This is a genomic window from Sulfitobacter sp. 1A13679, from assembly GCF_043557115.1.
GTDB lineage: Bacteria > Pseudomonadota > Alphaproteobacteria > Rhodobacterales > Rhodobacteraceae > Sulfitobacter > Sulfitobacter faviae.
The window spans coordinates 24,130-50,214 of record NZ_JBIFFO010000026.1 but is presented as its reverse complement, the minus strand read 5'-3'; the positions used below and the strand labels follow the sequence as shown (position 1 = coordinate 50,214).

24 protein-coding genes and 1 pseudogene are annotated in these 26,085 nt (G+C 60.5%); 14 read left to right on the top strand and 11 right to left on the bottom strand.

Annotation, left to right across the window (positions count from 1 at the left end):
- Positions 1-2 precede the first annotated feature (2 nt).
- A complete protein-coding gene (locus ACGYLA_RS17260; protein WP_394434121.1) occupies positions 3-881 on the bottom strand; it encodes an IS30 family transposase in 879 nt (292 codons plus the stop codon).
- Between the two features lie 240 nt (positions 882-1,121).
- Between ACGYLA_RS17260 and ACGYLA_RS17255 the strand changes: the two genes are divergently transcribed.
- Positions 1,122-1,847 carry a hypothetical protein gene (locus ACGYLA_RS17255; RefSeq protein ID WP_394434119.1) on the top strand — a complete coding sequence of 242 codons (726 nt, stop codon included), beginning with the start codon at positions 1,122-1,124 and terminating at the stop codon, positions 1,845-1,847.
- On the opposite strand, the pseudogene ACGYLA_RS17250 reads toward ACGYLA_RS17255, so the two are convergent.
- The 4 genes and pseudogenes from ACGYLA_RS17250 to ACGYLA_RS17235 form a co-directional block, all read right to left on the bottom strand.
- Positions 1,833-3,202, bottom strand: a pseudogene (locus ACGYLA_RS17250) (ISNCY family transposase). The gene ACGYLA_RS17255 and the pseudogene ACGYLA_RS17250 overlap by 15 nt on opposite strands.
- Positions 3,203-3,330: 128 nt before the next feature.
- Positions 3,331-4,332, bottom strand: coding sequence for an IS30 family transposase (locus ACGYLA_RS17245; RefSeq protein ID WP_394434117.1), 1,002 nt, complete (start codon positions 4,330-4,332; stop codon positions 3,331-3,333).
- Positions 4,333-4,590: 258 nt separating this feature from the next.
- On the bottom strand, positions 4,591-5,565 hold the full coding sequence (gene galE, locus ACGYLA_RS17240) for a UDP-glucose 4-epimerase GalE (RefSeq protein ID WP_394434115.1): 975 nt from the start codon (positions 5,563-5,565) through the stop codon (positions 4,591-4,593).
- Between the two features lie 130 nt (positions 5,566-5,695).
- Positions 5,696-6,616: a LysR family transcriptional regulator gene (locus ACGYLA_RS17235; RefSeq protein WP_394434113.1), complete on the bottom strand. Its 921-nt coding sequence runs from the start codon at positions 6,614-6,616 to the stop codon at positions 5,696-5,698.
- A 121-nt stretch (positions 6,617-6,737) separates the two neighbouring features.
- Between ACGYLA_RS17235 and ACGYLA_RS17230 the strand changes: the two genes are divergently transcribed.
- From ACGYLA_RS17230 to argE, 4 genes are all read left to right on the top strand, one after another.
- On the top strand, positions 6,738-7,709 hold the full coding sequence (locus ACGYLA_RS17230; RefSeq protein ID WP_394434111.1) for a Bug family tripartite tricarboxylate transporter substrate binding protein: 972 nt from the start codon (positions 6,738-6,740) through the stop codon (positions 7,707-7,709).
- 102 nt (positions 7,710-7,811) lie between these two features.
- Positions 7,812-8,306, top strand: coding sequence for a tripartite tricarboxylate transporter TctB family protein (locus tag ACGYLA_RS17225; protein ID WP_394434109.1), 495 nt, complete (start codon positions 7,812-7,814; stop codon positions 8,304-8,306).
- Positions 8,307-8,318: 12 nt separating this feature from the next.
- A complete protein-coding gene (locus ACGYLA_RS17220) occupies positions 8,319-9,806 on the top strand; it encodes a tripartite tricarboxylate transporter permease (protein WP_394434107.1) in 1,488 nt (495 codons plus the stop codon).
- On the top strand, positions 9,803-10,999 hold the full coding sequence (gene argE / locus ACGYLA_RS17215) for an acetylornithine deacetylase (RefSeq protein WP_394434105.1): 1,197 nt from the start codon (positions 9,803-9,805) through the stop codon (positions 10,997-10,999). Before ACGYLA_RS17220 ends, argE begins: the two co-directional genes overlap by 4 nt.
- A 75-nt stretch (positions 11,000-11,074) precedes the next feature.
- Here argE and ACGYLA_RS17210 read toward each other — a convergent pair whose 3' ends face one another.
- The 4 genes from ACGYLA_RS17210 to ACGYLA_RS17195 are packed head-to-tail and all read right to left on the bottom strand — an operon-like array spanning position 11,075 to position 15,435.
- Positions 11,075-11,890 (bottom strand): hypothetical protein, encoded by an 816-nt coding sequence (locus ACGYLA_RS17210; protein WP_394434103.1) that lies wholly within the window; start codon positions 11,888-11,890, stop codon positions 11,075-11,077.
- A complete protein-coding gene (locus ACGYLA_RS17205) occupies positions 11,883-13,448 on the bottom strand; it encodes an acyl-CoA synthetase (protein WP_394434101.1) in 1,566 nt (521 codons plus the stop codon). Before ACGYLA_RS17205 ends, ACGYLA_RS17210 begins: the two co-directional genes overlap by 8 nt.
- Positions 13,448-14,617 carry an acetyl-CoA acetyltransferase gene (locus tag ACGYLA_RS17200; protein WP_394434123.1) on the bottom strand — a complete coding sequence of 390 codons (1,170 nt, stop codon included), beginning with the start codon at positions 14,615-14,617 and terminating at the stop codon, positions 13,448-13,450. The genes ACGYLA_RS17205 and ACGYLA_RS17200 overlap by 1 nt, the downstream gene beginning before the upstream one ends.
- Complete coding sequence (locus ACGYLA_RS17195) at positions 14,617-15,435, bottom strand: IclR family transcriptional regulator (RefSeq protein ID WP_394434099.1); 819 nt, start codon at positions 15,433-15,435, stop codon at positions 14,617-14,619. Before ACGYLA_RS17195 ends, ACGYLA_RS17200 begins: the two co-directional genes overlap by 1 nt.
- A 134-nt stretch (positions 15,436-15,569) precedes the next feature.
- Here ACGYLA_RS17195 and ACGYLA_RS17190 point away from each other — a divergent pair, with 134 nt between their 5' ends.
- The 9 genes from ACGYLA_RS17190 (at position 15,570) to ACGYLA_RS17150 (ending at position 24,232) form a co-directional block, all read left to right on the top strand.
- On the top strand, positions 15,570-16,574 hold the full coding sequence (locus ACGYLA_RS17190; protein WP_394434097.1) for a DctP family TRAP transporter solute-binding subunit: 1,005 nt from the start codon (positions 15,570-15,572) through the stop codon (positions 16,572-16,574).
- Between the two features lie 53 nt (positions 16,575-16,627).
- Positions 16,628-17,107, top strand: a complete 480-nt coding sequence (locus tag ACGYLA_RS17185) for a TRAP transporter small permease (protein WP_394374367.1) — start codon at positions 16,628-16,630, stop codon at positions 17,105-17,107.
- A 4-nt stretch (positions 17,108-17,111) separates the two neighbouring features.
- Positions 17,112-18,428, top strand: a complete 1,317-nt coding sequence (locus tag ACGYLA_RS17180; protein WP_394434096.1) for a TRAP transporter large permease — start codon at positions 17,112-17,114, stop codon at positions 18,426-18,428.
- Positions 18,425-19,177, top strand: coding sequence for an SDR family NAD(P)-dependent oxidoreductase (locus ACGYLA_RS17175; RefSeq protein ID WP_394434094.1), 753 nt, complete (start codon positions 18,425-18,427; stop codon positions 19,175-19,177). Before ACGYLA_RS17180 ends, ACGYLA_RS17175 begins: the two co-directional genes overlap by 4 nt.
- A 107-nt stretch (positions 19,178-19,284) precedes the next feature.
- On the top strand, positions 19,285-19,854 hold the full coding sequence (gene rfbC, locus ACGYLA_RS17170; RefSeq protein WP_394434092.1) for a dTDP-4-dehydrorhamnose 3,5-epimerase: 570 nt from the start codon (positions 19,285-19,287) through the stop codon (positions 19,852-19,854).
- Positions 19,851-20,891, top strand: a complete 1,041-nt coding sequence (gene rfbB, locus ACGYLA_RS17165) for a dTDP-glucose 4,6-dehydratase (RefSeq protein ID WP_394434090.1) — start codon at positions 19,851-19,853, stop codon at positions 20,889-20,891. Before rfbC ends, rfbB begins: the two co-directional genes overlap by 4 nt.
- Before the next feature lie 4 nt (positions 20,892-20,895).
- Positions 20,896-21,747, top strand: coding sequence for a dTDP-4-dehydrorhamnose reductase (gene rfbD / locus ACGYLA_RS17160; protein WP_394434088.1), 852 nt, complete (start codon positions 20,896-20,898; stop codon positions 21,745-21,747).
- Positions 21,744-22,613, top strand: a complete 870-nt coding sequence (gene rfbA / locus ACGYLA_RS17155; protein WP_394434086.1) for a glucose-1-phosphate thymidylyltransferase RfbA — start codon at positions 21,744-21,746, stop codon at positions 22,611-22,613. The genes rfbD and rfbA overlap by 4 nt, the downstream gene beginning before the upstream one ends.
- A gap of 194 nt (positions 22,614-22,807) precedes the next feature.
- On the top strand, positions 22,808-24,232 hold the full coding sequence (locus ACGYLA_RS17150; RefSeq protein ID WP_394434084.1) for a mannose-1-phosphate guanylyltransferase/mannose-6-phosphate isomerase: 1,425 nt from the start codon (positions 22,808-22,810) through the stop codon (positions 24,230-24,232).
- Between the two features lie 159 nt (positions 24,233-24,391).
- On the opposite strand, the gene ACGYLA_RS17145 is transcribed toward ACGYLA_RS17150, so the two are convergent.
- Both ACGYLA_RS17145 and ACGYLA_RS17140 read right to left on the bottom strand, forming a co-directional pair.
- Entirely contained in the window at positions 24,392-25,162 is a 771-nt protein-coding gene (locus ACGYLA_RS17145; RefSeq protein ID WP_394434082.1) for an SDR family oxidoreductase, read from the bottom strand.
- Positions 25,162-26,085, bottom strand: coding sequence for a dihydrodipicolinate synthase family protein (locus ACGYLA_RS17140; RefSeq protein WP_394434080.1), 924 nt, complete (start codon positions 26,083-26,085; stop codon positions 25,162-25,164). Before ACGYLA_RS17140 ends, ACGYLA_RS17145 begins: the two co-directional genes overlap by 1 nt.

Here is a 26,085-nt window from a genome sequence, read left to right as displayed (position 1 = left end):
TCCTACGGCGCCTCATGAAGGGCGCGGACGCCACCAAAAGCGCTACCAGAAGTTACACCTCTCCCTGGGACATGACCGGAGGGATCGCAGAACCACGTCTGGGTTTCGATCTCAGCCTGAAGATGGGGCCAACTGACGAACTCCGTGCCCCGATCGAAGGTGATTGAGCGGCGTGCGATGTAAGGTAGGTCGCGCACCGCCTTCATGATTTTACCCATCACTGGCTTGGTGCGTTTGTTCGGGTTCTTCAGCAAGACAGTGAAGCGGCTCACGCGCTCCATGAGAGAAGTCACATTTGACTGGCCAAAGCGTTGTTTGAACAAGACAAGATCAGCTTCCCAATGCCCGAACTGACGGCGGTGCGCGACATCGTCAGGGCGAAATAGAATGCTGACATCACGGTCAAACTTAGGCTTTTGACGCTTCCTGGCACGCCGCGGTCGACGGGCCTTCCGGTGCTCAGGCAGGTACCACCAAAGTTCCTGATCCATGCCTTCCTTTGAGTAGATGTAGCGATAGATCGTTTCCTGGCAGACACGTAGTTTCGCGCCTTCATAGATCATATGGTTGCCGATCTGATCAGGCGTCCAACCTTGTTTGATCCGCGCGATCACAGTCTTGCACAGCTCTGGATGCCGGATCAGCTTACGTTGTACCGATCGACGTTTGTTCGTCTGTAATTGGGCGGCGTGACCGAAGTAGCCCCCGTACTTCTTTCGGAATGCATCATCAGCCCAGAAATTGCGTTTGATCTCGCGAAAGATCGTCGATTTGTGGCGCCTCAGGACGCGCGCCATCTCTCTGACGGGCACTTTTGCATGCCACCAGTTCTCGATCTTACGACGTTCAGACAGTGATAGTTGCGAATAAACGGCTCCCATGCCATGATCTCCTATCAGATAACGTATTGTCTTCTAATAGGAGCCGCACTTCAGGGTAGCGCGCTCCCGGCTACACAAGTTGTTGCAACCAAGTAGAAATGTCCCCTCGCTCTGCAAAGTAGAAATGTCTCACGTGGGTGCTGAGAGGAGCAAAGCCTGACAGGGCGTAGACCTCAAATATCGCAGCCCTGACTGGCTTTGCGGTTTGCTAGCGCCGCGCTTCGGGTTTAGCGTTTCGGCATGCTGCCGCCGCTCAAACTTTATGACGATGTCTATGTCTTGAAACACTCGCCACTTGTGCGGGGGATGATTTTCACCCTGCGCTTTGCCGACGAGAATCGCGGGATCGGTCTGACCAAATCCGGGGCCATGAACCGCAAGTTCGTGCATTGGGCCGCAGATCAGTTCGATTGGCCGGGATATACAGCGTCGGAGCTGTTTGAGATGAACAAAGTCCTCAACGAGCATGATATGCAGCCATTGTGGCCAGTACATGATCTCCTGCGCTATCTGAAGCTCTTGCGCCAATACAAAGGGAGGTTGGTCGCGACAAAGAAGGGTCGAGCATTGGCCGAGACACCGGGTGCCTTCTTTGATCTGGTGGCGCCTGAGTACCTTTATCACTCCATCCATGATGAGGGCATGGAGGCGCGTGGCGGCCCTTTGGGCAACTGGGACATCTTCCTGAATGTGATCAATGTCGAGGCGCGCACCGGCTGTACCTTGGCGCATCTTCTTAGGACGCTCTATGGCTGGGAGGAAAAGGAAGACTTCGACCCCAAGCACAGCAATGTGCGGTTTGCCTTCAAGTTTTGCGTCATTCGGCCCCTGTGCTGGCTGGGTCTGCTCTGGGAAGACCGGGAGGGCGTGAGGCTCTGGGACGACGGCACTTACTACAAAACACCGCTCTGGCAGGCTGCGCTCAAGCTCGACACAGATAGCCAGGCCGTCCTACGCCTTGTCTGAGATGGCGGCAGCTTCACGTTCGGTGCGGCGGCGCGCATAATAGCCCTCCATCTTCGAAGGTCGTCCCGGCGGCTTGCGGCCTGTCTTCTTGTAGCGCGTGCGCTGTTTGCCGGCGGGTTTTGCCTTCGGCGGCGTGTCTTTCTCTTGCTCTGCCTTAATGAACTCCAGCACGGCGCCGAGGCGTTTGTTCTCGGTGATGGCTGCATGCGTCACACGCTGGTCTTTGTCGAAAGCGGAGTAGGGGAGCGAGATGCCCTTCCACCTGATCTCCAACCGCCCGTCCGGAAACGCAAATGTATCCACGTATTTGCCCACGAGGCCGCGCGTCATCTCAGTCTCATCAAGCATTATCCGTTTGCGTTCATAGGAAAAGGAAAGCTGTTTGCCCACATAGCGTTGGTCGCGGAAACAGAACACATCGCGCAACCGGTCCGGCTCAATGTTCAGCGCTCGGTGCAGATTGTCCGGGCGGCGCGGGGACTTGGCGAACTTGGCGTTGTAGCGTTCCGTGAATCCCGGAAGAAAGGCGTTGGCCGCCTCGATATCGTTGATCCCGGCGAGCCGGAGTTCCTTTAGTAACCGATCCTGTAGGGTCCGGTTCGCGCGTTCGACGCGACCTTTGGCCTGTGAAGAGTTGGCGCAGAGGATCTCGATGTTCAGTTCGTTCAGGGCACGCCCGAACTGTGTCATCCCATGACCCGACTTCGCCGTCTGATTGGCCACGCGAAAGACCGTGTGTTTGTCGGAATAGAACGCCACCGGGCGACCGTGCTGCGACAGATAAAGCTCAAGTGCTTCGAAGTAGCTGAATGTGCTCTCGGATTCGACAAATCGTAACTGCATTAAAGTACTTGTGGCGTCGCCGATGAAGACAAGCAGGGTGCAGGCAGGGCCGCGGTTCTCAAACCAGTGATGGTCTGATCCATCGATCTGGATCAGTTCGCCATAGCATTCCCGGCGTAAGCGTGGCTGGTGAAACGTCCGGCGTTGTTTGCGCGACAACCAAATCCCTGCATCCATTTGCGCAGGGTCTCGCGCGACACCTTCAGCCCGTGATCTTCCTCTAACTTCTCCGCCGCAAAGGTCGGCCCGAAGTCGATGTAGTTCTCACGAACCAGCGTCACCGCGAACTCGCGAACCGCCGGATCGATCCGATTGTTCGAAGCCCGACCGCGCGCTTTGTGGCGTATCACGGCCGGACCATCGGTCTGAAACTTCTTCAGAAGCCGATGAACCTGCCTGCGGCTCAATCCCAGAACCTTTGCCGCAGTCGTCGCCGTCATTCGGCCTTGGCTTAACTGGCTCAACACTTCGATCCGATTCAGCTCGCGCTCGCTCATCAAAACCCATCCCATGTCTGCAACCTCTGCCTGTTGTCATGGAGGCAGAGTGTGACACTTCTACTTTGCAGATGTGGGACATTTTAACTTTGCGTGTGAGCGATACCTGAACCGCGACTCTTGTCGAGCTCAGGGTAGGGGCGTCATCGCATTTCCTCCAACATCTTTTCGCGGAAGACCTCATCTGGCGTTTTCCATCCAAGGCACTTGCGCGGCGTATTGTTGAGGCGATCACAGATCACCTTCATATCGTGATCTGTGCATTGCCGGATATCGCGTTTGCGGGGCAACCACCTTCGAAGGCGTCGGTTAGTGTTCTCGACTGTGCCTTTCTGCCAGGGGCTGGAGGGGTCGCAGAACCACGTCTGGGTTCCGATCTCGGCTTGCAGGTGTGGCCAACTGACAAACTCGGTTCCGCGGTCAAAAGTGATGGACCGACGGGCGACGAGGGGGAGGTCTTTGATGGCGCTCATGATCTTGGCCATGACCGGCTTGGTGCGCTTGTTCGGGTTTTTCAGGATCACAGTGAAGCGGCTGACGCGCTCAACCAATGAGGTAACGTTGGACTGGCCAAGCTTTTGTTTAAACAGCATCAAATCAGCTTCCCAATGACCGAACTGACGGCGATGAGCGACATCATCGGGTCGGAACAGAATGCTGACATCGCGATGGAATTTGGGTTCTCTGCGCCTTCTGGTGCGACGTGGTCTGCGGGCGACACGGTGGGTCGGTAGATACCACCACAGGTCTTCGCGCTGACCTTCCTTGGAGTAGATGTAACGATAGATGGTTTCCTGACAGACCCTGAGAGGAGCGCGTTCGTGAATCATACGGTTACTGATTTGCTCTGGTGTCCAGCCGTTCTTGATACGCTCGATCACGCACTTGCGAAGCTCAGGATGTTTGATCAGTTTGCGCTCTCGAGCACGACGTTCCGCTTGCATCAGGTGAGCAGCGGCACCGTAATAGCCATCGCAACCCGGCATGCTTTCGTCCGAAAAATGGTTGCGCTTTAGCTCGCGAAATATCGTTGATCTGCAGCGCTTCAGAACGCGCGCCATCTCATCAACTGCGACCTTAGCGTGTCTCCAGCGTTCTATCTTGCGTCGTTCTGTGATACTCAGTTGGTCGTAAACGGCTCCCATACCGATTCCTCTCATTAGATAAACTACTGTTTTCTAACAAGAGTCGCACTTGAGGGTAGCGCGCGCACGCATACACAAGTTATACCAAGAAGGTTAATTATGTGTCATTAGCTCAGAGCTTGTTTATCCTGAACTATCAAACACCCTAGTTTTAGCAAGCATCTTGCAGGAGAGCCCGACACGTAGGATACTTAAATCTGATATGGGCCCAAAACGACCATGACCAGCGCGCCAGATCGTTGCGCCAAAAGAAAAATTTCAAAACCCGTCTGAGGCATGCCAACGATGCGCATCCCGCAACATCTGTGGCATGGTGGAGCGCGATGGTGTCCAGCCCAATTGCGTTCTGGCCTTATCCGACCCGCAAATCAGTTTCACCGCATCCCCGGCGCGGCGCGGGCCTTCTTCCATCGGCACGGGTCCATTGGTGACAGCTGCAGCCGCCGCAACCACCTCGCGGACCGAGAACCCGTCGCCGGTGCCTAGGCAGAAGACTTCCGAAGGCTTGCCCGCTTCCAGCCATTTCAACCCCGCCACATGGGCGTCGACCAGATCGCTGACATGCACATAGTCGCGGATGCAGGTGCCGTCTTCGGTATCGTAGTCGGTGCCGAAAATGGTCAGCGCCCCGCGTGTTCCGGTCACCGCTTGTAGCATCAGCGGCACCAAATGGGTCTCCGGATCATGGGCCTCGCCTACCTCTGCTTCGGGGTCCGCGCCGGCCACATTGAAGTAGCGGAAGATCACATGGTTCAACCCTTGGGGCGCGAAATCGCGCAGCATCTGTTCGATCGCCAGCTTCGAGCCACCATAGGCGTTGATCGGGCGCTGGTCGGTCTCTTCGTTCAACACCACCCCATCCTGATCGCCATAGGTGGCGCAGGTCGAAGAAAAGATGAATTTGTCGATCCCAGCTGCCCGCGTCGCCTCGATCAAGTTCAGTCCGCCCAACACGTTCTCACGCCAATAGCGGGCCGGGTCTTGCATGGACTCGCCGACTTGGCTCAACGCAGCAAAATGCATGACCGCAATGGGAGCATGTTCCGCCAGTGCCGCATCAATCGCCGCGCGGTCCAACAGATCACCTTCGACAAGCGGGCCAAACTTGACCGCCGCCCGATGGCCGGTGCTGAGATTGTCGAACACCACCGGCGTATATCCCGCCTGTGCCAGCGCCTTGCAGGCATGCGCCCCAATATATCCGGCCCCGCCGGTCACCAATACTTTCGCCATCGGTCGTCCTTTCGTTTGAGGTCATTTGTCACGGTTCCACCGCGCTGCGCAAGAGATGCGCGGCAGGCTGGCTTCGCGCGGCGCCTAAAGCGTCGCAAGGCCAATAGCATCCGGGACACCAGTGCCAAAACTACAGCGTTTCGCTCACCACCCCGGACCGTTTCAGACTCTCGATCTCATCTGCGACCACCGCCGCGAAAGCCTGCCCCACCGTGCTCAAGGGCCGCCCGTGGGGAACGAATTGCGCGATGTCCCATGTGATCGACGGGATCAGCCGATGGACCGAGACCCGTTCCAAATCGAGCAGTTGATGCGCCACGGGGTCGATGATCGCGATGCCTTCCCCGCGCTCCACGAGGCGGACAATGCCATGGATGGTCCGAAGCTCGGCGGCGATCGTGCGGTTAACCTGAATGGTCTCCATCATCAGATCGATCCGCCGCCGCAGAGGGCTGCCTTGGGACAGATCAATGAACATCTCCTTGCGCAGCCGTGGCAGAGGAATTTCCTCAATCTCCTCAAGCGGATGGCCTTTCGGCAGGATGCATGTCGCCTCGCAATGGGCCAAGGACAGGGCTTCCCCGCCGAAAGCCTCGGCGTTGAGCGTGATGCCGAAGGCCAGATCGCAGCGGTTCTCGCTGATCATCTGAAGCATTTCGGCCATGCCGACATCGGCAATTTGGACCGTCGCTTGGGGATGCTCTTTGCGAAATTGCGCAAGTGCGTCTAACAGAAAGGTGTCGCAAAAGACGGGCTGCGCCGCGATGACAAGATGCCCGACCTGGCCGCTGGCAATCGCCTTGGCTTCCTGCTCAAGATTTCGCAGTCCTGAGAGATAATGCACCACGTTCTGATGAAAGCTGAATGCTTCGGCTGTCGGCGCAAGGCGATTTCGCTTGCGCTGGAAAAGCTCGAAACCGGTTTTCTCTTCGAGCGAAGACAGCAATCGGCTCACCATAGGCTGGCTCAATTCCAAATGTTCCGCGGCAAGCTTCATGCCGCCCAACCGCATATAGGCGTCAAAGGCCTGTAGTTCTCGTGTCTTGAACATGCTGCCTCCCCTCAGTATGCATACTATGCAACTATGGCGCATCTCTTGTCAAATTCAGCATACTGTGGATGGTGGCCGCCATCCAACAGCTCCGGCTTGCCGGACAACATCTGAGGTACTCATGAAAAACATAATCGGAACGATTGCACTTTCGCTCATGTCAGTCGGTGGACCGGCGCTCGCCCAATCTTATCCAGAAAAATCCGTGACGCTGGTGGTGCCCTATGGCCCGGGCGGCGCTTCGGATCTGGCTGGCCGGGCATTGGCGGAAACGGCCCAGCCCTTTCTGGAACAGCCGGTCACGGTTATGAACAAACCCGGCGCAGGCGGCATGAACGGCGCGCGTTTCGTATCCGAAGCCGATGCGGACGGCTATACGCTGCTGCTCGCGCGGGTCGGCATGGCCCTGTCGCCTGCCGTGACACCGGGCGCCGCGGTGCCGTGGGATGCCTATACATTCGTCAGCGCGCTCGAAGCGACGCCGATGATCTTGGCCGTGCGCGGCGACGCGCCCTATGACAACGTCGACGAGTTGATCGCAGCGGTCAAAGACAGCAATGGCGCGATGACCTATGCGGCCTCGGGCGCGACGGCGATCGACGGCTTCACCACCCAAGCCCTGTTGGCCGACAATGACCTCGACCCGCTGACCGCAGCGACCCTCGTGCCTTACAAAGGCGGCGGTGCGCTTGCGACAGCCCTGCTGGGCGGCCATGTCGATTTCGTCGCGATGGCGGCGGCATCCCTGATGCCCCATATTGAAAGCGGCGACATGAAGGCCCTGATGGTCTTTGCGCCCAAGCGTATGGACAGCCTGCCCGACGTCGCGACAGCGAGCGAATTGGGCTATGAGAAAGCGGGCCAAATCACCGGTTGGAGCGCGCTTTACGCTCCCAAAGACCTGCCCGAAGAGGTGATTGCCAAATGGCAAGACGTGCTGGGCCAAGTCGCCACTGACGAGAAATGGCTCGAACTCGCCGACCGTCGCGGCTCGATCTCCACCATCGGCACGGTGGAGATGCCCGACTACGCGAAAAGCCAGTACGAGCTCTTCAACGGTCTTGCCAAAGACTTCGGCTATCTGCCCCAATAAGCTTTTGCAGGGGGGCGCAGCCGCGCCCGCCTGCCCCTCCCCCAGCCGGCCCCTGCGGCCTGCCCGATCTCACTAGAGGTCCCTGTTTTCATGAGGATTGCTATGACGAAGCCCGTTTTGCGGGGGGTGCTGGTCGTCGCGTTTTTCGCACTCTGCGCCTTCTATCTTATCCCTGTCTATGTGCCTCGCCCGGCCTTCATTCCCGGTTTCGCCCCGCCGCCTGATATGTGGCCGCGCACCGTGTCGCTGATCGGGATCCTGCTCGGCCTTCTTGTGCTGGCCCTTGCGTTCCGCGGCGGTGCACCGACTGAGGAAACGGTCCAGACCGATGGAAGCTCTCCCAAGCGGATGGCGCTGCGTTTCGCGGGTGTGGTGATCGCGTTCGGCCTGTTTCTGCTGGCACTTCATTACGTCGGCTTCCTGATCGCGATCATCCTGCTGACCTTCACCATGGTCCTGATGACCGGCGAACGGAGCTACCGGGTCTGGATCGCGCTGATCTCGGTCGGCGCGCCGGTGCTGCTTCTTTTGTTCTTCAATTCCGCCTTGGGCACGCAATTCCCTAAAGGCGCATTGCTCAAGACACTCGGCTTCTGATCGGAGATACTGATGCTAAACGACGTTCTCTCTGCACTCTCGGCAGTTGCCACCTTGCAGAACTTTCTGATCATGACCGCCGGTATCTGGGGCGGCGTGATCGTCGGGGCCATTCCCGGCATGACGGGCACCATGGCGGTAACCTTGGCGCTGCCTTTCACGTTTTACATGGCCCCGGTGCCGTCGATCCTGCTCCTCGTGGCGCTTTACAAAGGGTCGACCTACGGCGGCTCGGTCTCCGCGATCCTGATCAAGACCCCCGGCACCGCTTCGGCGGCCTGCACGGCGCTGGATGGCTACCCCTTGGCCCAACAAGGCAAAGGCGGCAAAGCGCTGAACATGGCGCTTTATTCTTCAGTGATCGGCGACTTTCTGTCGAATATCTCTCTGATCTTCTTTGCCGCCCCCCTCGCCCTGCTGGCACTTCATATCGGCCCGCCTGAATTCTTCATGCTGATGGTCTTTGCGCTGACCACCGTCGCGGGGGTCTCCGGCAACTCTCTCCTCTTGGGCATGGTCTCTGCCGCGCTTGGCTTGCTGCTGGCGACCGTGGGCGAAGACCTCTATGGCTCCTTCCGCTTCGCCTTCGTGCCGGATATGCAGGCCGGCCTGTCGATTGCGCCGGTCCTGATCGGCCTCTTTGCGCTGCCCGAACTGATCAAGCTGGTCGTCCTCCGCGCGGCCAACAAGGATGAGGCCGCCCCCTTGGGTGCCCAGCATGTGACCCGCGATGAGTTCATGGGATCGCTGCGCAGCATTTTCAAAGGCTCCGTCATCGGGTCCATCCTCGGCGCGATCCCCGGCATCGGCCCCTCCTCCGCCGCCTTCTTCTCTTATGGCGAAGCGCAGCGCAGCTCCAAGAACGGCGCGAATTTCGGCAAGGGCGAGCTTGAGGGCATCGCCGCCTCGGAATCCGCCAATAACGGAGCCTGCGGTGCCACCATGATCCCGCTGCTTGCCTTGGGCGTGCCTGGGGATGTGATCACGGGCGTCATGCTGGGGGCCTTTATGATCCAAGGTCTGACCCCCGGCCCGCTGCTGTTCCAGACGAACATGCATGAGATTTACATGCTCTTCATCGGCATGCTGGTCTCTTCGGTGCTGTTGTTCTTTGCGGGTAAGGTGACCATGCGGATGTTCACCAAGGTGGCGCTGATCCCGCAGACACTGCTGACCCCCTTGGTGCTGCTGCTCTGCGTCTTCGGGATCTACTCCATCGCCTCCAGCACCTTTGACGTGGCCGTGTTGCTTGTGATGGGGCTGGTGGGCTTTGGGATGTTCTTGCTGAACATCCCCGCGGCCCCCTTCCTGATCGCCTTCATCCTCGGCCCGATGATCGAAGAAAACCTGCGCCGCGCACTGGCAATCTCGCGGGGCGATCCTGCGGTGCTGCTGTCCTCGCCCATCACATGGGTCTTCGCGGTGCTGATCATTCTCGTGCTTGGCCTGACGGTCCGCCGCGAGTTCCTAAAATCCAAAGAAAGACGCGTTCAGCAATGATTGACCTCAGCGAAACACCATTTTCGTTTGACGACCTGACCGGTGCCGCCGCCAAACATCTGGCGCGGCTGATCTTCTTCGATACGGTCTCCTGCAACTCCAACCGCGCGCTTATCGACCATATGGCGGAGTACTTTGGCGATCTGGGCGCGCGGATCACCATCCTCCCGGACGAGACCGGCGCCAAGGCCAATCTGATCGCAGCTTTCGGCCCCGAAGACAAGCCGGGCATCGTCTGGTCCGGGCATACGGATGTCGTCCCCGCGGATGAGCCGGAATGGGAAACAGACCCGTTTCAAGCCGAGATCAAGGGCGACAAACTCTTCGGGCGCGGCGCTTGCGACATGAAGGGCTTCGCGGCCTGCGTCATGGCCGTTGCCCCACAACTGGCGCGGGCGGCATTGATGCGCCCGGTCTACCTCTGCTTTTCCTATGACGAAGAGGTCGGCTGTCTCGGCGCCCCCGCGATTGCAGAGCATCTCGCGCAGCTTCCCGTGCCGCCTGAGTTTGCAATCATCGGCGAACCCTCAATGATGAAGTTGATCACCGGGCAGAAAGGTAAGATCGCCATGCGCGCCCATGCCACGGGCACCGCGGGCCATTCGTCTTTCGCGCCCGAGCATGTCAACGCGATCGAATTTGCCTCCAAAGCGGTGGCGCGGATTTCTGCACGCGGCAAACGCTATGAGCAAGACGGCCCCTTTGATCACGACTTCACCGTGCCGCATGCGACGATGTTGGTGACGATGATGCAGGGCGGTGTCGCCACGAACGTAACGCCGGACAATTGCACACTGACCTTCGAGCTCCGCTCGATCAGCGGCATGGAGCCTGAGCGGGATATGAAACTGCTCTTGGATGAGATCTCGCGTAAGGTCACCTCACCCATGGAAGAGAAGATCCCCGGCACCGGTATCCGGTTTGAGACGATCTTTTCCTATCCCGCTATGGGCGACGCGCGCGAAACAGAAGGGTTTCAACGCTATGCCGACCTTCTGCCCGCGTGGGGCGGCAAGGTGTCTTATGGTTCCGAAGGCGGTGTCTTCGAGCAGATCGGCGGGATCCCATCGGTGATCGTCGGGCCGGGATCGATCGAACAGGCGCATAAGCCCAATGAGTTCGTCGATCTCGACCAGCTTGAGAAATGCGTTCAGTTCCTCGGCAGCATCATCGATTTCCTCGCGCCGGAATGACCGCTTCGCACGATTGAGCTTTCACTGCATGCCGCGACGACCACGCGGCATGCATTCTCATTTCGGCGATAGTGTTCATTCGCCCTGCGAAAGCAAAAGCACCTCGAAGGTCACACAGACATGGTTGGCCCGCGCCGCCAGTTCTCCCCTCACCGGCGGGCCCTCAAGGCCCACGGAAATCGCGCTGCGTCCATCTTCCCCCACCAAAAGCACTTCGGTCGCAATATCCCTAAGCGCTGGCTGCCCCCGCAATTGCGTACCGACGAAACTCCCCAGACCTTTCACCGCGCTGACTGGCAAGTCGGAAGCCGCCGCGCATTTCTCGATGCCGTCTTCGATCACCTCGTTGGGCCGGATCGTGGCAAGCACGGCGTTCGGGCTGTCCACCGGACCCGTAGCGACGGGCCGAAACAGGGTGAACTCCGTCTCAGCATCTGGCGCGGTTTCGAGGATGGCTCCTTCGAGCAGCCAAACATCAACGGTATGATCTGCCGAGAGGACCGATTTCTCTGCCAAAAGATGCCCCGCATGACAGGCCCCGTCCTCCGCGCGCCACATCCCGTGAATATGCGCGAATGCCGAGCCATCCCGCCGCCCCAGATGCGCACCGGCCCGTTCGATCACGGCATCGCGCAACACCGTCTCTTCGCTGTACCACGCCACATGCCGATCATCCGGCGAAGCCGCAGGGCGCATGAAGGTGAGCCTTTCGACAGGCAGATCACTCAGGTCGAACCACGCGCCTGCGCCATCAGCCGCCTCCGCCATCGCCTGCAAAAGCGTCGCTCCTGCGGCCAAGGTCACCCGGCGATGCGTCGCCCGACAGGGCACCGCGCTGACCCGCGCCGCTGCTGCGGGTCCGGGATGTTGCGCCAATGGCGCCTCAGACATCCGCAAGCTCGCCCCGTTCGGCCAGCTCGGCCCGGATCAACTTCTTGGTGATCTTGCCGTAGCCCGACTTTGGCATCTCATCCCAAAAGACGACGGCCTTCGGCATCTTATAGCGCGGCACCTTGTCCCCCAGCCAACTGAGCAACCCATCGGCCTCAGGCGCCGCCCCTTGGGCGACGCAAACGGCGATGCCGACCTCGCCCCATGTCGGATCAGGCATTCCCAACACGGCGCATTCGCTGATGGCCGGATGTTGCAGGATCTTCTCCTCGATCTCGCGCGGATAGATGTTGGACCCGCCCGAGATATACATGTCCGACGCGCGGTCGGTGAGGTAAAGAAACCCTTCGGCATCCATATGCCCAAGGTCGCCGGTCAGGAACCAGCCACCGCGGAAGGCTTTGGCATTGGCCTCGGGGTTGTTGTGATATCCGGCGAAAACTGCCGGGCCGATCACGGCGACCTCTCCCGTCTCGCCGGGGGCGACCTCTTTGCCATCGGCATCCTGCACCTGCACCTGCATCCCCGTGCGGGCAAAGCCGCAGGTGCCGATCCGCATCACGGCATCATCGGCGGAGTGGTGCGCGGGCGGCAACACGGTGATATTGCCCGTCACCTCGCCCAGGCCGAAATACTGAACCAGAACAGGGCCCAAAACCTCAATCGCGCGGATTTGGTCGGCCCGGTACATCGGCGCCCCGGCATAGATCATGTAGCGCAGGCTGGAGTGGTCGTGCTCATGAACCGAGGGATGTTCGACCAGCATCTTCACGATTGTCGGCACGGTAAAGGCATTCGTCACGCCCCATTTGGCGACCAAGCGCCAAACCTCGGCAGGATCGAACTTTGCGCCACCGGGCAGGATGGTTTTCACCCCATGGGCCACCTGCGTTAACTGATGGATGCCCGCCCCGTGCGACAGCGGAGCGACAACGATAGAGGCGTCATCCGGCCCCGTCCCCGGCATCAAGTCGCACAGATGGTTGGTGATGACAAAGGCCAATTGGCCATGGGTCAACACCGCCGCCTTGGGCTTGCCGGTGGTGCCGGAGGTAAAGAAGAACCACGCGGGATCGTCGCGATCTACCTCGGCCACGGTGACCGGCACCTCCGCGAACGCGGCCACAAGCGCGTCGTAACCGCCCTCCCCCTCACCGCCAATCGTGACGGTGAAATCGACATCTTTGCAGGCCGCGATATGCCCGGCGAATTCGGCCCCGGCCAAGAGCCCCTTGGCGCCCGAAGACATGGCGAGCCATGCGACCTCCTCCGGCGTTTGGCGGAAATTGGCAGGCACCCAAACGCAGCCGAGTTTCCAGCAGGCAAAGGCCGCTTCGAACATCTGGTTGCAGTTCGCGGATTGTACCAGCAACCGGTCGCCCTTGCGCATGCCATAACGGTCGCGCAGAGCGGCGGCAAAGGCGGTGGCGCGCGCTTCCAACTCGGACCAAGCCCAAGTATCTTCGCCCCAGACCAGCCCGATCTCCTCAGGGTGACGTCGCGCAGAGTCGGCCAGAAACTGCGAGAGGTTCATGACGCGGGTAGAGACGGGCTGCATCACGCCACCCGCTCAAGGATCGAGGCATAGGAGGCCACCGCCGCCCCGCCCATGTTAAACACCCCCGCAAGCTCGGCATCGGGGATCTGCATGCCGCCCGCCTCCCCCATCAACTGCATCGCTGCCATGACATGCATCGACACGCCAGTGGCCCCGATCGGATGGCCCTTCGACTTCAACCCGCCCGAGGGGTTCACCGGCAGCCGCCCGTCCTTGGCGGTCCACCCCTCGCGAATGGCGCGGCTGCCTTGGCCCGGCTCGGTCAAACCCATCGCCTCGTATTCCAGCAGCTCCGCCACGGTGAAACAGTCGTGGGTTTCCACGAGGCTCAGGTCGTCCAGCGTCAGGCCGCTTGCCGCAAAGGCCTGTTCCCACGCCCGGCGCGCGCCGTCAAAACGGGTGATGTCCCGCCGCGACAGCGCCAGCGGTTCGTTGGTATGGCTGCGGGCGCGGAAACGGATGGCGCGCTGCAACTGGGCCGCCACCTCGGGTGCTGCCACGACCATCGCCGCCGCCCCGTCAGAGACCAACGAGCAATCCGTGCGCCGCAGGGGGCCAGCCACGAGGGGGTTCTTCTCGGACACCGTATTGCAAAAGGCCACATCGAAATCCCGCTGCATATGGGCAAGCGGGTTCTGCATTCCGTTGTGGTGGTTCTTCGCGGCGATCATCGCGAGCGCTTCGGATTGATCGCCATGGCGCTGGAAATAGCTGCCCGCGATTTGCCCAAAAAGCCCGGCAAAGCCGCCGCCAACGCCCGCTTCCTCCGCCCGGTATGAGGCGCCGAGCAGGATGCCCCCCACCTCCGCGCCCGGGGTGGCGGTCATCTTCTCGGCCCCGACGACCAAGGCGATCTTGCCCCGCCCACTGGCGATGAAATCCATCGCCCCGTGCAGTGCCGCGGAGCCGGTCGCGCAGGCGTTTTCATAGCGGGTGGCGGGGACGCGGGCCAAAGCCTCATTCCCCATGCCGACAAGCGCACCCTGAAAATCCTGATCCGAGAAACCGTTATTGAAGACACCGACAAAGATACCATCCACGTCTTCGGCATCGACGCCCGCATGGGTCAAGGCCGGGCCGGTGACCTCCGCCATCAGTGCTTCGGTATCGGGCGCTTCGCTTTTGCCAAAGGCGCTATGGGCCCAGCCCACGATATAGGGGTCCGTCATCATTCATCCTCCTCCAGTACCGGCTGCGGCATCCTGCGCGCCAACCGGATTTCAATTTTCCGCGCTTCGCGCTTCAACAATTCCGCCAGTTCGCCATCGCGCGGTGGCAGCATTCGGCTTTCAATCGCGGCGATCGACATGGCCCCCGCCACGGATCCGCCGGGGCGGCAAAGGGCCACACCGATGCCCCAACTGCCCGGCACGATCCGCCCGGGATTAAGGGCGAAACCCCGCTCCCGTGTTCGCGCGACGTCGCTGCGCAGAAGGTCGGCGTCATAGTCCGGGTAATCGCGGGCCATCCGTTCGGCATTGTCTTTGATCACCATCTCGACTTCCGCATCCGGCAGCGCGCTAAGCATCGCGAGGGAGCCTGCGCCGATGCCCAAAGGGTGCTGCGCGCCGGTCTCAAGCGCATGGGTCCGGATCGGAAAAGCCCCGTCTTCGCGGTGCAGACAAACCGCCGCCGAGCCGCGCCGCATGTTGACGAAAGCCGTGTCTCCGCTCACCTGCGCAAGCCGCACGGCCGCATCCGCCGCAATCTCCAATAGCCCATGGCGCGGGGTCGCGAGGGTGCCGAGAACATAGCTTTCCTCCCCCAAAAAATAGAGCCGCGAGGCGCTGTCCTGCTCCACCAGACCGCGCCTTATCAGCGCAAGCATCAGCCGCCGCACCGTGGGCTTGCCCAAACCGGACGCCTTGATCAACTCCGACAAAGACGCGCCCCGCCTCGCTGCGCGCCCGGTGATCTGCAAAAGCGCTAAGGCACGGTCCACCGCTTGACTGCCGCTGGCGGGGGTCGCCTGATCTCCGCCGTTCATAATATGGACCTCTTGCATCGGGATTCCGGGGTTCGCCACAAAGAACTGCGCATTCTTTCTTTGATTGCAAGAAATATCTTGCCCGAGCCGACAAACTCTGTTCCATATTATGACTTAATGAGGGAGGAACTATTATGAAAATGATTTCAAAGGCGGGTTTGGCCGCAATTTTTGCAACCGCCGTCTTCTCCGGCGCGGTCAGCGCCGACACCCTGCGTCTGTCGCATAACACCGGCGACACCACGACTTGGCACAAGGGGGCCGAAAAATTCGGTGAGCTTCTGTCCGAAAAAACCGACGGCGCCTTTGACGTTCGCGTCTTTCCCAACGCACAGCTTTCCGGCGGCGACCAGATGAAACAGGCCGAGATGGTGGGCCGCGGGGCGCTGGATCTCGTCGTCACCTCGGCGATCAACGTGACCCCCTTAGTGCCCGAGATGGCCGTCTTCTCGCTGCCCTATCTCTATGCCAACTACGATCAGGTTGACGCGACCACCCAAGGCGAACCGGCGAAATTGCTTGAAGACATCCTGCGCGAGAAGGGTATCGAAGTGCTGGCTTGGGGTGAAAACGGCTTTCGCGAGGTCACCAACAATGTCCGCCCGATCAAGACCCCCGAAGATATGAAGGGTCTGAACATGCGCGTCGCCGGGCCGATGTATATCGACGTGATGAACGCGCTCGGCGCCAACCCGCAACAGATGCAATGGGGCGAGACGATGACCGCGCTTCAGCAGGGTGTGGTCGATGGTCAGGAAAACCCGATCGGGGCCGTGATCATTCCGCAGCAGGTCTTCGAGGTGCAAAAACACCTGACCGCTTGGCACTACTCCTATGACCCGATCTTCCTTGGCGTCTCGACCGAAGTCTGGGGCGATCTGGACGAGGCGACCCAAGAACAGATGCGCGCAGCGGCGACCGAAGCCATGGAATACCAGCGCGAGATCACCCGCCAAGGTACCGCCGAGGGCGTCGCATTCCTGCGTGATAAAGGAATGGAGGTCTACGAGCCCTCCGAAGAGGAACTGGCCGCATTCCGGGCAGCGACCAAACCCGCCTTCGACACTTGGGCCGCCAAAGTCGGTACCGACATCGTCGGTAGCTTCCAAGACGCCATCGCCGCGACACCCGCGAACTAAAGCCCCGGCGCGGCCCTGCACCGGGGCCGCGCTGATCCGGGAGGGTCAGAGCCTTGCGATTTCTGCTGAATGAGTTTGAAAAGATCGTCTGCGCCGTGCTGTTTCTTGGCATGACGCTGATCGGTTTCATCAATGTGGTGGTCCGCTATGCCACGCATTATTCCTTCGCCGCCTCGGAAGAGCTGCTGACCAACGGCTTTTTGCTGCTGACCGTCTTTGGCGCCGCGATTGCCGCGCGGCGGGGGCAGCATTTGGCGGTCACGATCGTTCAAGATTTTCTGCCCCGCCCTGCAGCCCGGGCCGTATTCTTGCTGTCGGTGATCCTTTCGGTCCTGCTTCTGGCGGCTTCGGCTTGGTTCTCTTGGGCCACCTTAATGAACCAGATCGGCAGCGGCATCCGCAGCTATGCGCTCGGCGTGCCTGCGTGGTGGTATCAGATCGGCCTGCCGTTCGGCTTTGCCCTGATCATCATCCGTTACCTGCAACATGCCGCAGAAATGTGGCGCGCGACGCGCCAAGAACCGCGAGCATAATCCAGTGTTTGATATCTTTAGCATGGGTGCCGGCACCCAGATGATCGTCGCCTTCTTTCTGCTGATGGCCCTGCGCGTGCCCGTGGCCTTCGCGCTCGGCCTCTCGGCCATGTACGCCATGTGGCAAATCGGCTTTGGCTTTGACCTTGCGGGCGATTTGATCGCCACCGGCATTGCGAAATACGCCCTGCTCGCCATCCCCTTCTTCATTCTCGCGGGGACATTGATGGGCACCCTCGGCATCGCCGAGCGGATGATCCGCTTTTTTCGCATCCTGATCGGCAACCTCCCCGGCGGTATGGGTGTCGTCGGCACCGTGGTCTGCCTCTTCTGGGGCGCGGTGTCGGGCTCGGGCCCCGCTTCCGTCGCGGCCATCGGCCCGATGATCATCAAAGGCATGCAAGAAGACGGATACCCTCGCGCTGCCGCCGCCGCTTTGGTCTGCACGGGCGCGGCCTTCTCCATCGTCATCCCCCCGTCCATCGGCCTCGTGATCTATGGCGTTATTGCCGAGACATCGATCTCCGCACTCTTTATCGCAGCGATCATCCCGGGCCTCTTCATGGGCGTGCTGATGCTGATCATCCTGCCCTTCATCAAATCGACCAACCGGGCGGAGTTGGACAAGCTCTCCCCTGCGCCGCCCAGCAAAGGCTATTGGCGCGATCTTGGGCAGAGCTTCCGCGAGTCCTTCTGGGGCCTGATGACCCCGGTCGTCATCCTCGGCGGCATCTACTCCGGCATCTTCACCCCGACCGAAGCCGCCCTCGTGGCCACCGTCTATGCCATCGCCGTAGGCGCCTTTGCCTATCGCACGCTCTCTATCCGCGCCCTTTACGACGCTCTGACCGAGGCCGCTTCCTCTTCGGCCGTCGTCATGTTGGTTGTCGCCTATGCCAGCCTGTTCGGTTGGGTCGTGACGGTCGAAGACCTCGTTGGCCAATACTCTGGCCAATTGCTCGGCCTTTCGGACAATGGCGGGGTGATCTTGATGGTGATCATGCTGATCCTCCTAATCGCGGGCATGTTCATGGACCCGGTCACCGTGATGTTCATCTCTCTGCCGATCTTCCTGCCCGTTGTGCGCGAACTTGGCTGGGATCCGGTCTGGTTCGGCGTGCTGGTGATGGTGAACCTCGCCATCGGCCTCATCACCCCGCCCGTCGGGATCAATCTCTACGTCGCCGCGAACATCACACGTCAACCCTTGGAGCATATCGCCCGCGCCGCTTTGCCATTCCTCGCGATCAGCGTCATCGGCCTTGCCATCGTTGCGGCGGTGCCTGCCATCTCCCTCTTCCTGCCCGAGGTGCTGAAATGAACGATACCGTTGCCCTGATCACCGGTGCCGCCCGCGGTATCGGCCTTGCCACTGCCGCGCTTTTCCACGCCGAAGGCCGCCGCGTCGTAATGCTCGACCGCGATGCGGAAGAACTGGCGGAAGCCGCGGCCACCCTCCCCGGCGTGCTCGCCATCACTTGTGATGTTTCGATCCCCCAGCAAGTCGCGCAAGCCGTTGCAAAGGTGGAGCAAACCTTCGGGCGCCTCGATATTCTGGTCAATAACGCAGGCGTCGCCGATTTCGGCCCTTTGGCCGAGACTGATTTTGCCCGCTGGCGGCGCGTGATGGAGACCAACCTCGACGGCGTGTTTCTGATGTCCCAAGCCTGTCTCGCGCTCCTCTCCGCCCGGGGTGGGGCCATCGTGAACATCGCCTCGATCTCCGGGTTGCGGGCCTCAACGTTGCGTATCGCCTATGGGACTTCCAAAGCGGCAGTGATCCATCTGACCAAACAGCAGGCGGCGGAGCTTGGCGAAGTCGGGATCCGCGCGAATTGCGTCTGCCCTGGACCGGTGGACACGAAACTCGCGCTGACCGTCCACTCGCCGGAGATACGCGCGGCCTATCATGACGCGATCCCCCTCAACCGCTACGGCTCTGAGCGTGAAATCGCGGATGTCATATATTTTCTTGCGAGCGAACGGGCGAGCTATGTGACCGGGCAGATCGTCGCATCCGACGGCGGGTTCGACGCTACGGGCGTGGGTCTTCCTGCGTTGAGGGGCTAACTAAGAACTGTTGCATTAACAGATGCTACTTGGCGACGATTATAATTATGTCATCTAACAACTCTGGTGTTAGCTAGAGAAAACGAGAAATCGTTAAGGAGAACGCAATGGTGGAAGTTACCCAAACCGCCGTGCCAGGAGTCCTGTTGATAAAACCCATGAGGTTCGACGATGAGCGAGGGTTCTTTTCAGAAAGCTGGAGCCGCAAGACACTGGCGGAACATGGAGTCGCCTTAGATTTCGTGCAGGATAATCACTCGCTCTCTGCCGCCACGGGAACCGTACGCGGATTGCATTTTCAGGCCCCGCCCCATGACCAGGACAAGCTGGTGCGCTGTGGACGAGGCGCGCTGTTCGATGTGGCGGTGGATATCCGCAAGGGCAGCCCGACTTATGGCCAATGGGTCGGCTATGACTTGACCGCTGAAAATGGATTGCAACTGCTGATCCCCAAGGGCTTTTTGCATGGCTTTGCGACGCGCGCGCCTGACACAGAGATCATTTATAAATGCACCGATTACTATGCGCCTGAATGCGATGGGGCTGTGCGTTTTGACGACCCTGATATTGGCATCGATTGGGGAATAGCCGGGGAGGCAATCCTCTCTGACAAAGACGCCAAGGCCGCGCATTGGGCGGCTTTCGACAGCCCATTTACCTATGGGGAAACGACATGAAGATTCTGGTGACGGGCGGCGCCGGCTTTATCGGCTCAGCAGTGGTGCGGCTGGCGGTGGCGCGGGGGCATGCGGTCGTCAATTTGGATGCGCTGACCTATGCAGGCTGTCTCGAAAATCTCGCCAGTGTGGCGGATGATCCGCTCTATTCCTTTGAGCATGCCGACATTCGCGACCGCGCGGCGCTGGATCGTATTCTCGCGACGCATCAGCCAGACACGGTGATGCATCTGGCCGCGGAAAGCCATGTGGACCGCTCAATCGACGGACCCGGGGATTTCATCGAGACCAATATTACCGGCACCTACAACATGCTCGAAGCCGCGCGCCGCTATTGGGTGGCGCGCGGCAAGCCAGAAGCGTTCCGCTTTCACCACATCTCAACGGATGAGGTCTATGGCTCGCTGGGTGCAGAGGGCATGTTCACCGAAGAGGCGCCTTATGACCCGCGCTCGCCCTACTCCGCCTCCAAAGCCTCTAGCGATCATCTGGTCCGCGCATGGCATGAGACCTATGGTCTGCCGGTCGTGTTGACCAACTGCTCCAACAACTACGGGCCCTTCCACTTTCCCGAAAAACTGGTGCCGGTGGTGATACTGAACGCCTTGGCGGGCAAGCCGATCCCAGTCTATGGCGAGGGGCTCAACGTGCGTGACTGGCTCTATGTAGAAGACCACGCCGACGCGCTGCTGCTGGTGCTGGAAAAAGGCGCCTTGGGGCGCAGCTACAACATCGGCGGCGAGAACGAGGCGCGCAACATCGACCTTGTGAAGACCATATGCAGCATTCTCGATCAAAAGCGCCCCAAGGAAACGCCCTACGCCGATCAGATCACCTTTGTGCAGGACCGCGCTGGCCACGATCTGCGCTATGCCATCGATCCAAGCCGTATTCGTGATGAACTGGGCTGGCGCCCGTCGGTGACGATCGAAGAGGGGCTGGAGCGTACTGTGCAATGGTATCTCGATAATGAGGACTGGTGGCGCACGCTGCAGCACCGCGATGGCGTGGGCCAACGGCTTGGCACCAAGGGGTGAGCACATGACCATCCTCGTCTTCGGCAAAACGGGTCAGGTCGCGCGCGAACTCGCCGCCTTGGAGGGAACGGAATGTCACGGACGTGACGCCGCCGATCTCGAAAACTCAGAGGCCTGCGCCGCCCTGATCCACAGAAAGCGTCCCGAGGCGGTAATCAATGCGGCGGCCTATACGGCTGTCGACAGGGCGGAAGAGGAAGAACCGCGCGCCACCACGATCAACGGTGCGTCCCCCGGCGCCATGGCCCGTGCCTGTACGGTGCTGGCCATCCCTTTCGTCCAGATTTCGACCGATTACGTCTTCGACGGCGGCGGCGACTTGCCATGGCAGCCAGAGGATCGAACCGCTACTCTTGGCGCTTATGGCCGCAGCAAACTGGCCGGAGAGCAGGCGGTACGGGCGGCGGGTGGCACCCATGCCATCCTGCGCACCTCTTGGGTGGTTTCGGTCCATGGGTCGAACTTCGTCAAAACCATGCTGCGGCTCGGGGCAGAGCGTGACGCGCTCAACATTGTCGCCGACCAAATCGGCGGCCCCACCGGCGCTGCCGAGATCGCTGCCGCCTGTCATGCCATTGCGCGGCAATTGATAGACGATCCGGCCAAAAGCGGCACATATCATTTCTCCGGCGCGCCGGATGTCAGCTGGGCCGATTTCGCCCGTGAAATTTTCGCGCGGTCACAGCTTGATTGCACGGTAACGGACATCCCCTCTTCCGAGTATCCAACCCCGGCCCAAAGACCGCTGAATTCCCGTCTGGATTGTCGCGCCACTGAGACCGTTTTCGACATCCCGCGCCCCGACTGGCGTGAGACGCTCACAGATATACTCAAAGACCTTGGAGCCCGATCATGAGCAAACGCAAAGGCATCATTCTGGCTGGAGGATCTGGCACACGGCTCTACCCCATCACCATGGGGATTTCGAAGCAACTGCTGCCGATCTACGACAAGCCGATGATCTACTATCCGCTATCGGTTCTCATGCTCGGGGGCATCCGTGACATCGCCATGATCACTACGCCGCAGGATCAAGAGCAATTCATCCGAACGCTCGGCGATGGCAGCCAATGGGGGATCAACCTGACCTACATCGTGCAGGAGAGCCCCGACGGTTTAGCGCAAGCCTATCTGCTGGCCGAAGATTTTCTAGCTGGTGCCCCTTCGGCTATGGTGCTGGGGGACAACATCTTTTTCGGGCATGGGTTGCCGGATATGCTGGCCGCCGCAGATGCGCGCATCGAAGGGGGCACGGTGTTTGGCTATCACGTCTCTGACCCAAAACGTTACGGGGTCGTCGGCTTTGACGCAGATGGCATAGCCCAAGAGATCATCGAAAAACCCGATGTGCCGCCCTCGAACTACGCTGTGACGGGTCTCTATTTTCTTGACGGCGATGCCCCGAAACATGCCGCAGAGGTTCAGCCATCGGCGCGCGGCGAATTGGAGATCACTTCACTGCTTGAGATGTATCTACGGGCGGGCAAATTGCAGGTCGAACGCATGGGGCGCGGCTATGCTTGGCTGGATACCGGCACCCATGGCAGCCTGTTGGACGCGGGAAATTTTGTCCGCACGCTGACCGAACGGCAAGGATTGCAAACCGGCTGTCTGGAAGAGATCGCCTTTAAAAATGGTTGGATCAACGAAGAGGCCCTCGCAGAACGCGCCGAGATGTTCACCAAGAATGACTATGGCAGCTATCTTGCGACGTTGAAGTAAGACCGCCCTCCTCAATCGCGCGCTGCGGTTGGTGCGCAGGTGCGTTTCTTCGATGGTCCGCTTCGGTCAACATGACGGATGGCCATCGGCCACAGAATGCATTCTACGGTACCCAAGGTAGACTTTTCGGTGTAGTCATCTCCTGAGCGTTAGACTTTATGGATGCCTAAGCCGTTGTAAAAAAAGGATTTATTGTGACAATTCACCCCATCCTGCTTTGTGGCGGCTCCGGTACACGTCTTTGGCCATTGTCCCGCAAATCCCACCCCAAGCAGTTCGCCCGCATTATGGGGGAGCAAAGCTTGTTTCAGGTCTCTGCCAAGCGGCTTTCCGGTGAAGGTTTCGCTGCTCCGGTCGTTCTGACAGGTGATCCCTTTCGTTTTATCGTAACAGAGCAGTTGGCCGCTGTGGAACTGGCCCCGCAAGGCATTCTGATCGAACCCGAGGGCCGCAATACCGCCCCGGCGATCCTCGCCGCGGCTTTCTGGATGGCGCAGAAAGACCCAAAGGCATTGATGCTGGTGGCCCCGTCTGACCACCTGATCCCGCAGGCCGACGCCTTTCGCGAAACTGTCCAGGCGGCTGTCCCCCGGGCGCAGGAGGGCGATCTGGTTACCTTCGGCATCACCCCTACCCGGCCCGAAACCGGCTATGGCTATCTGGAGCTTGCCGCAGGCAGTGATGCCCAAGCCGACAGTCCCCAAGCACTGGCGCGTTTCGTCGAAAAGCCCGAGGCGGCACGCGCCGCTGACATGGTGGCGGCGGGCAATTTCCTCTGGAACGCTGGCATTTTCCTCTTTACCGCAGAAACGCTGATCACGGCATACCGGGCGCATGCCCCCGAACTGCTCGCCGCCGTAGAGGCCGCCTTGAAAGGCGCGGATACCGACCTTGGCTTCACCCGATTGGCCCCTGAGGCTTGGAGCGAAGCGGAAGACATTTCGATCGACTATGCGATCATGGAAAAGGCCGATAACCTAGCGGTCATGCCCTACCGCCATGAATGGTCCGATCTCGGGGGATGGGACGCCGTTTGGATGGAAAGCCCGCAGGACATGGCGGGGAATGCCACCTCGGATCACGCCACGGCGATTGACTGTTCCAACTCGCTCTTGCGTTCGGAAACACCGGGGCAGGAAGTCGTGGGCATCGGCCTTGACGATATGATGGTCATTGCCATGTCCGATGCCGTTCTGGTGGCGCCGAAAGCCCAAGCGCAACGGGTTAAGGAAGCGGTCGCGGCACTGAAGGCTAAGGGTGCCAGCCAAGCGGTGCAGTTGCCACGCGATTTCCGGCCTTGGGGGTGGTACGAGAGCCTGATTATCGGAGGCCGGTTTCAGGTAAAGCGCATCGTGGTCCATCCCGGCGCCGCCCTGTCTTTGCAGAGCCACCATCACCGCTCGGAGCACTGGATCGTCGTGGAAGGCACGGCAAAGGTAACCGTTGATGACGATGTCCAATTGGTAACCGAGAACCAATCGGTCTATATCCCGCTTGGCGCGGTCCACCGGATGGAGAACCCCGGCCGGGTCCCAATGGTGCTGATCGAAGTACAGACCGGGTCCTACTTGGGTGAGGATGACATCATTCGCTACGAGGACGTTTACGCGCGCAAGTAGTGAGATACTGACGGCCGCCTGTCCAGCGCGATGGCGTACCGCTGCGCGCGCTAGACAGGTCCGTTTTGATGCGAACAGACCTCGGGTGGACACCCTTTATGTAGTAACCATTGGGGCCCAAGCACCCTCTTGGCGGCTTTTCTCTTTGACCGATCCCGATCAAACCCCTTTGATCGACCCGCCGTCGATGCGGATGCGCGACCCGGTGACGTAGCCCGCGCGCGCCGAGGCGAGGAAGGTGACCACGTCGGCGAATTCCTCGGGCTTGCCGTAGCGCCCCGCCGGGATCGTGGCGCGGGACTTGGCGGCCACCTCGGCCACGTCGCTGTCGGTGCGCTTGGCGGCGGCGGCGTCGAGCTCATCCACCCGCTGCGTGTGGATGCGCCCGGGCATGACCACGTTGACGGTGATGCCGTCACCCGCGACCTCGTTTGCCAGCGTCTTCGACCAGCCCACCACCGCCGAACGGATGCCGTTGCTGAGCGCGAGGTTCGGAATGGGCTGCTCCACGCCCGAGGAAGTGATCGAGATGATCCGGCCCCATCCGCGTGCCTTCATCTCGGGCAAAAGCCGCGTATTGAGGTGAAAGAGGTTTGCCGCCATCGCCTCGAAATGCGCAAGCCACTGGCCACGCTCGGCCGCTTGCGCGGTGCCCGGGGGCGGGCCGCCGCCGTTGTTGACGATGATGTCCGCGCCGCCGCCCGACAGCAGCTGATCGGCCAGCGCGTCGACTTGGGCGAGGTCCGACAGGTCGCATTCAACGGGATGCACGTTCTCCATGCCTTCCGCCCAATCGGCGATCTTGTCGCGGCTGCGCGCGGCGGCAAAGACGGTCGCGCCCTCGGCGGCTAAAGACTTGGCAATCGCCATGCCGAGGCCCCGGCTGGCCCCCAGTACAAGCGCGCGTTTGCCGTTCAGTTCGAGATCCATCAGTTCAGTTCCTTCAGTCGTTTTTCCTGTCGCGCGATCAGCCGGTCGACCTCGGCGCGGGCGGCTTCGCTGAGCGCAGCCCCGGGGCGGCGCTGCGCGTCATGGGCGATGATGCCGCGCTTCGCGAGCGTGTATTTGCGGATCGCCAGACCCAGCCCCGGCTGCTGCTCGAAACGTGCCAGCGGCAGGTAGGCGTCGAAGATGTCCTGCGCGCGGGTCAGCTCGCCGCGGCTGCACAGATCGACCACCTGCACCATCATTTCCGGGTAGGCGAAGCCGGTCATCGCGCCATCGGCGCCGCGACCCATCTCCTCGGGCAGGAACAGCCCGCCGTTGCCGCAGAGGATCGAGAGCGGGCGCACCAACATGCCTTCGGCGCGCAGGGCGGAGATCTTCTCAAGCCCTGGCCAATCTTCATGTTTCAAACAGACGCAGGTGGGCAGTTCGTTGACAATCCGTGCGATCACCTTGGGCGCGATCTGCACGCCGGTGACGAGCGGGAAATCCTGCAGCACGAAGGGCACGTCGCCCAACACTTCGGCCACCTGCCGGTAGTAATTCACGATCTGGTCGTCGGTACGCAGGCTCCCGGGCGGGGCCACCATGACACCGGCGGCACCGAGAACCATCACGGCTCGCGTTAGCGTGTCGATCTGCGCGAAGCCGGGGGCGGAGACGCCCACGACCACCGGCACCCGGCCATCGACGCGTTTCAGGATGCGGGCGACGACCTCTTGCGAATCCTCGATCGTGAGCTTCGGGGCCTCGCCCATCATGCCCAAGACCGTCAGGCCCGTGGCCCCCACTTCGAGATAGAAGTCGACCATGCGGTCGCAGCTTTCCATGTCGATGCGGCCATCGGGGTGAAAGGGGGTCACGGCGATGACAAAGACGCCTTTCGCCTCTGCTGTGAGTGCGGACAT

Bases quoted from the DNA above. Each gene is read 5' to 3' on its own strand.
- rfbB (WP_394434090.1), top strand. From the start codon at position 19,851: ATGAAGATTCTGGTGACGGGCGGCGCCGGCTTTATCGGCTCAGCAGTG.
- ACGYLA_RS17140 (WP_394434080.1), bottom strand. From the start codon at position 26,085: ATGTCCGCACTCACAGCAGAGGCGAAAGGCGTCTTTGTCATCGCCGTG.
- galE (WP_394434115.1), bottom strand. From the start codon at position 5,565: ATGGCGAAAGTATTGGTGACCGGCGGGGCCGGATATATTGGGGCGCAT.
- ACGYLA_RS17175 (WP_394434094.1), top strand. From the start codon at position 18,425: ATGAACGATACCGTTGCCCTGATCACCGGTGCCGCCCGCGGTATCGGC.
- ACGYLA_RS17225 (WP_394434109.1), top strand. From the start codon at position 7,812: ATGACGAAGCCCGTTTTGCGGGGGGTGCTGGTCGTCGCGTTTTTCGCA.
- ACGYLA_RS17200 (WP_394434123.1), bottom strand. From the start codon at position 14,617: ATGACGGACCCCTATATCGTGGGCTGGGCCCATAGCGCCTTTGGCAAA.
- ACGYLA_RS17210 (WP_394434103.1), bottom strand. From the start codon at position 11,890: ATGTCTGAGGCGCCATTGGCGCAACATCCCGGACCCGCAGCAGCGGCG.
- argE (WP_394434105.1), top strand. From the start codon at position 9,803: ATGATTGACCTCAGCGAAACACCATTTTCGTTTGACGACCTGACCGGT.
- ACGYLA_RS17145 (WP_394434082.1), bottom strand. From the start codon at position 25,162: ATGGATCTCGAACTGAACGGCAAACGCGCGCTTGTACTGGGGGCCAGC.
- ACGYLA_RS17230 (WP_394434111.1), top strand. From the start codon at position 6,738: ATGAAAAACATAATCGGAACGATTGCACTTTCGCTCATGTCAGTCGGT.
- ACGYLA_RS17190 (WP_394434097.1), top strand. From the start codon at position 15,570: ATGAAAATGATTTCAAAGGCGGGTTTGGCCGCAATTTTTGCAACCGCC.
- rfbC (WP_394434092.1), top strand. From the start codon at position 19,285: ATGGTGGAAGTTACCCAAACCGCCGTGCCAGGAGTCCTGTTGATAAAA.
- ACGYLA_RS17255 (WP_394434119.1), top strand. From the start codon at position 1,122: ATGCTGCCGCCGCTCAAACTTTATGACGATGTCTATGTCTTGAAACAC.
- ACGYLA_RS17245 (WP_394434117.1), bottom strand. From the start codon at position 4,332: ATGGGAGCCGTTTACGACCAACTGAGTATCACAGAACGACGCAAGATA.
- ACGYLA_RS17235 (WP_394434113.1), bottom strand. From the start codon at position 6,616: ATGTTCAAGACACGAGAACTACAGGCCTTTGACGCCTATATGCGGTTG.
- ACGYLA_RS17205 (WP_394434101.1), bottom strand. From the start codon at position 13,448: ATGCAGCCCGTCTCTACCCGCGTCATGAACCTCTCGCAGTTTCTGGCC.
- rfbA (WP_394434086.1), top strand. From the start codon at position 21,744: ATGAGCAAACGCAAAGGCATCATTCTGGCTGGAGGATCTGGCACACGG.
- ACGYLA_RS17220 (WP_394434107.1), top strand. From the start codon at position 8,319: ATGCTAAACGACGTTCTCTCTGCACTCTCGGCAGTTGCCACCTTGCAG.
- rfbD (WP_394434088.1), top strand. From the start codon at position 20,896: ATGACCATCCTCGTCTTCGGCAAAACGGGTCAGGTCGCGCGCGAACTC.
- ACGYLA_RS17260 (WP_394434121.1), bottom strand. From the start codon at position 881: ATGGGAGCCGTTTATTCGCAACTATCACTGTCTGAACGTCGTAAGATC.
- ACGYLA_RS17195 (WP_394434099.1), bottom strand. From the start codon at position 15,435: ATGAACGGCGGAGATCAGGCGACCCCCGCCAGCGGCAGTCAAGCGGTG.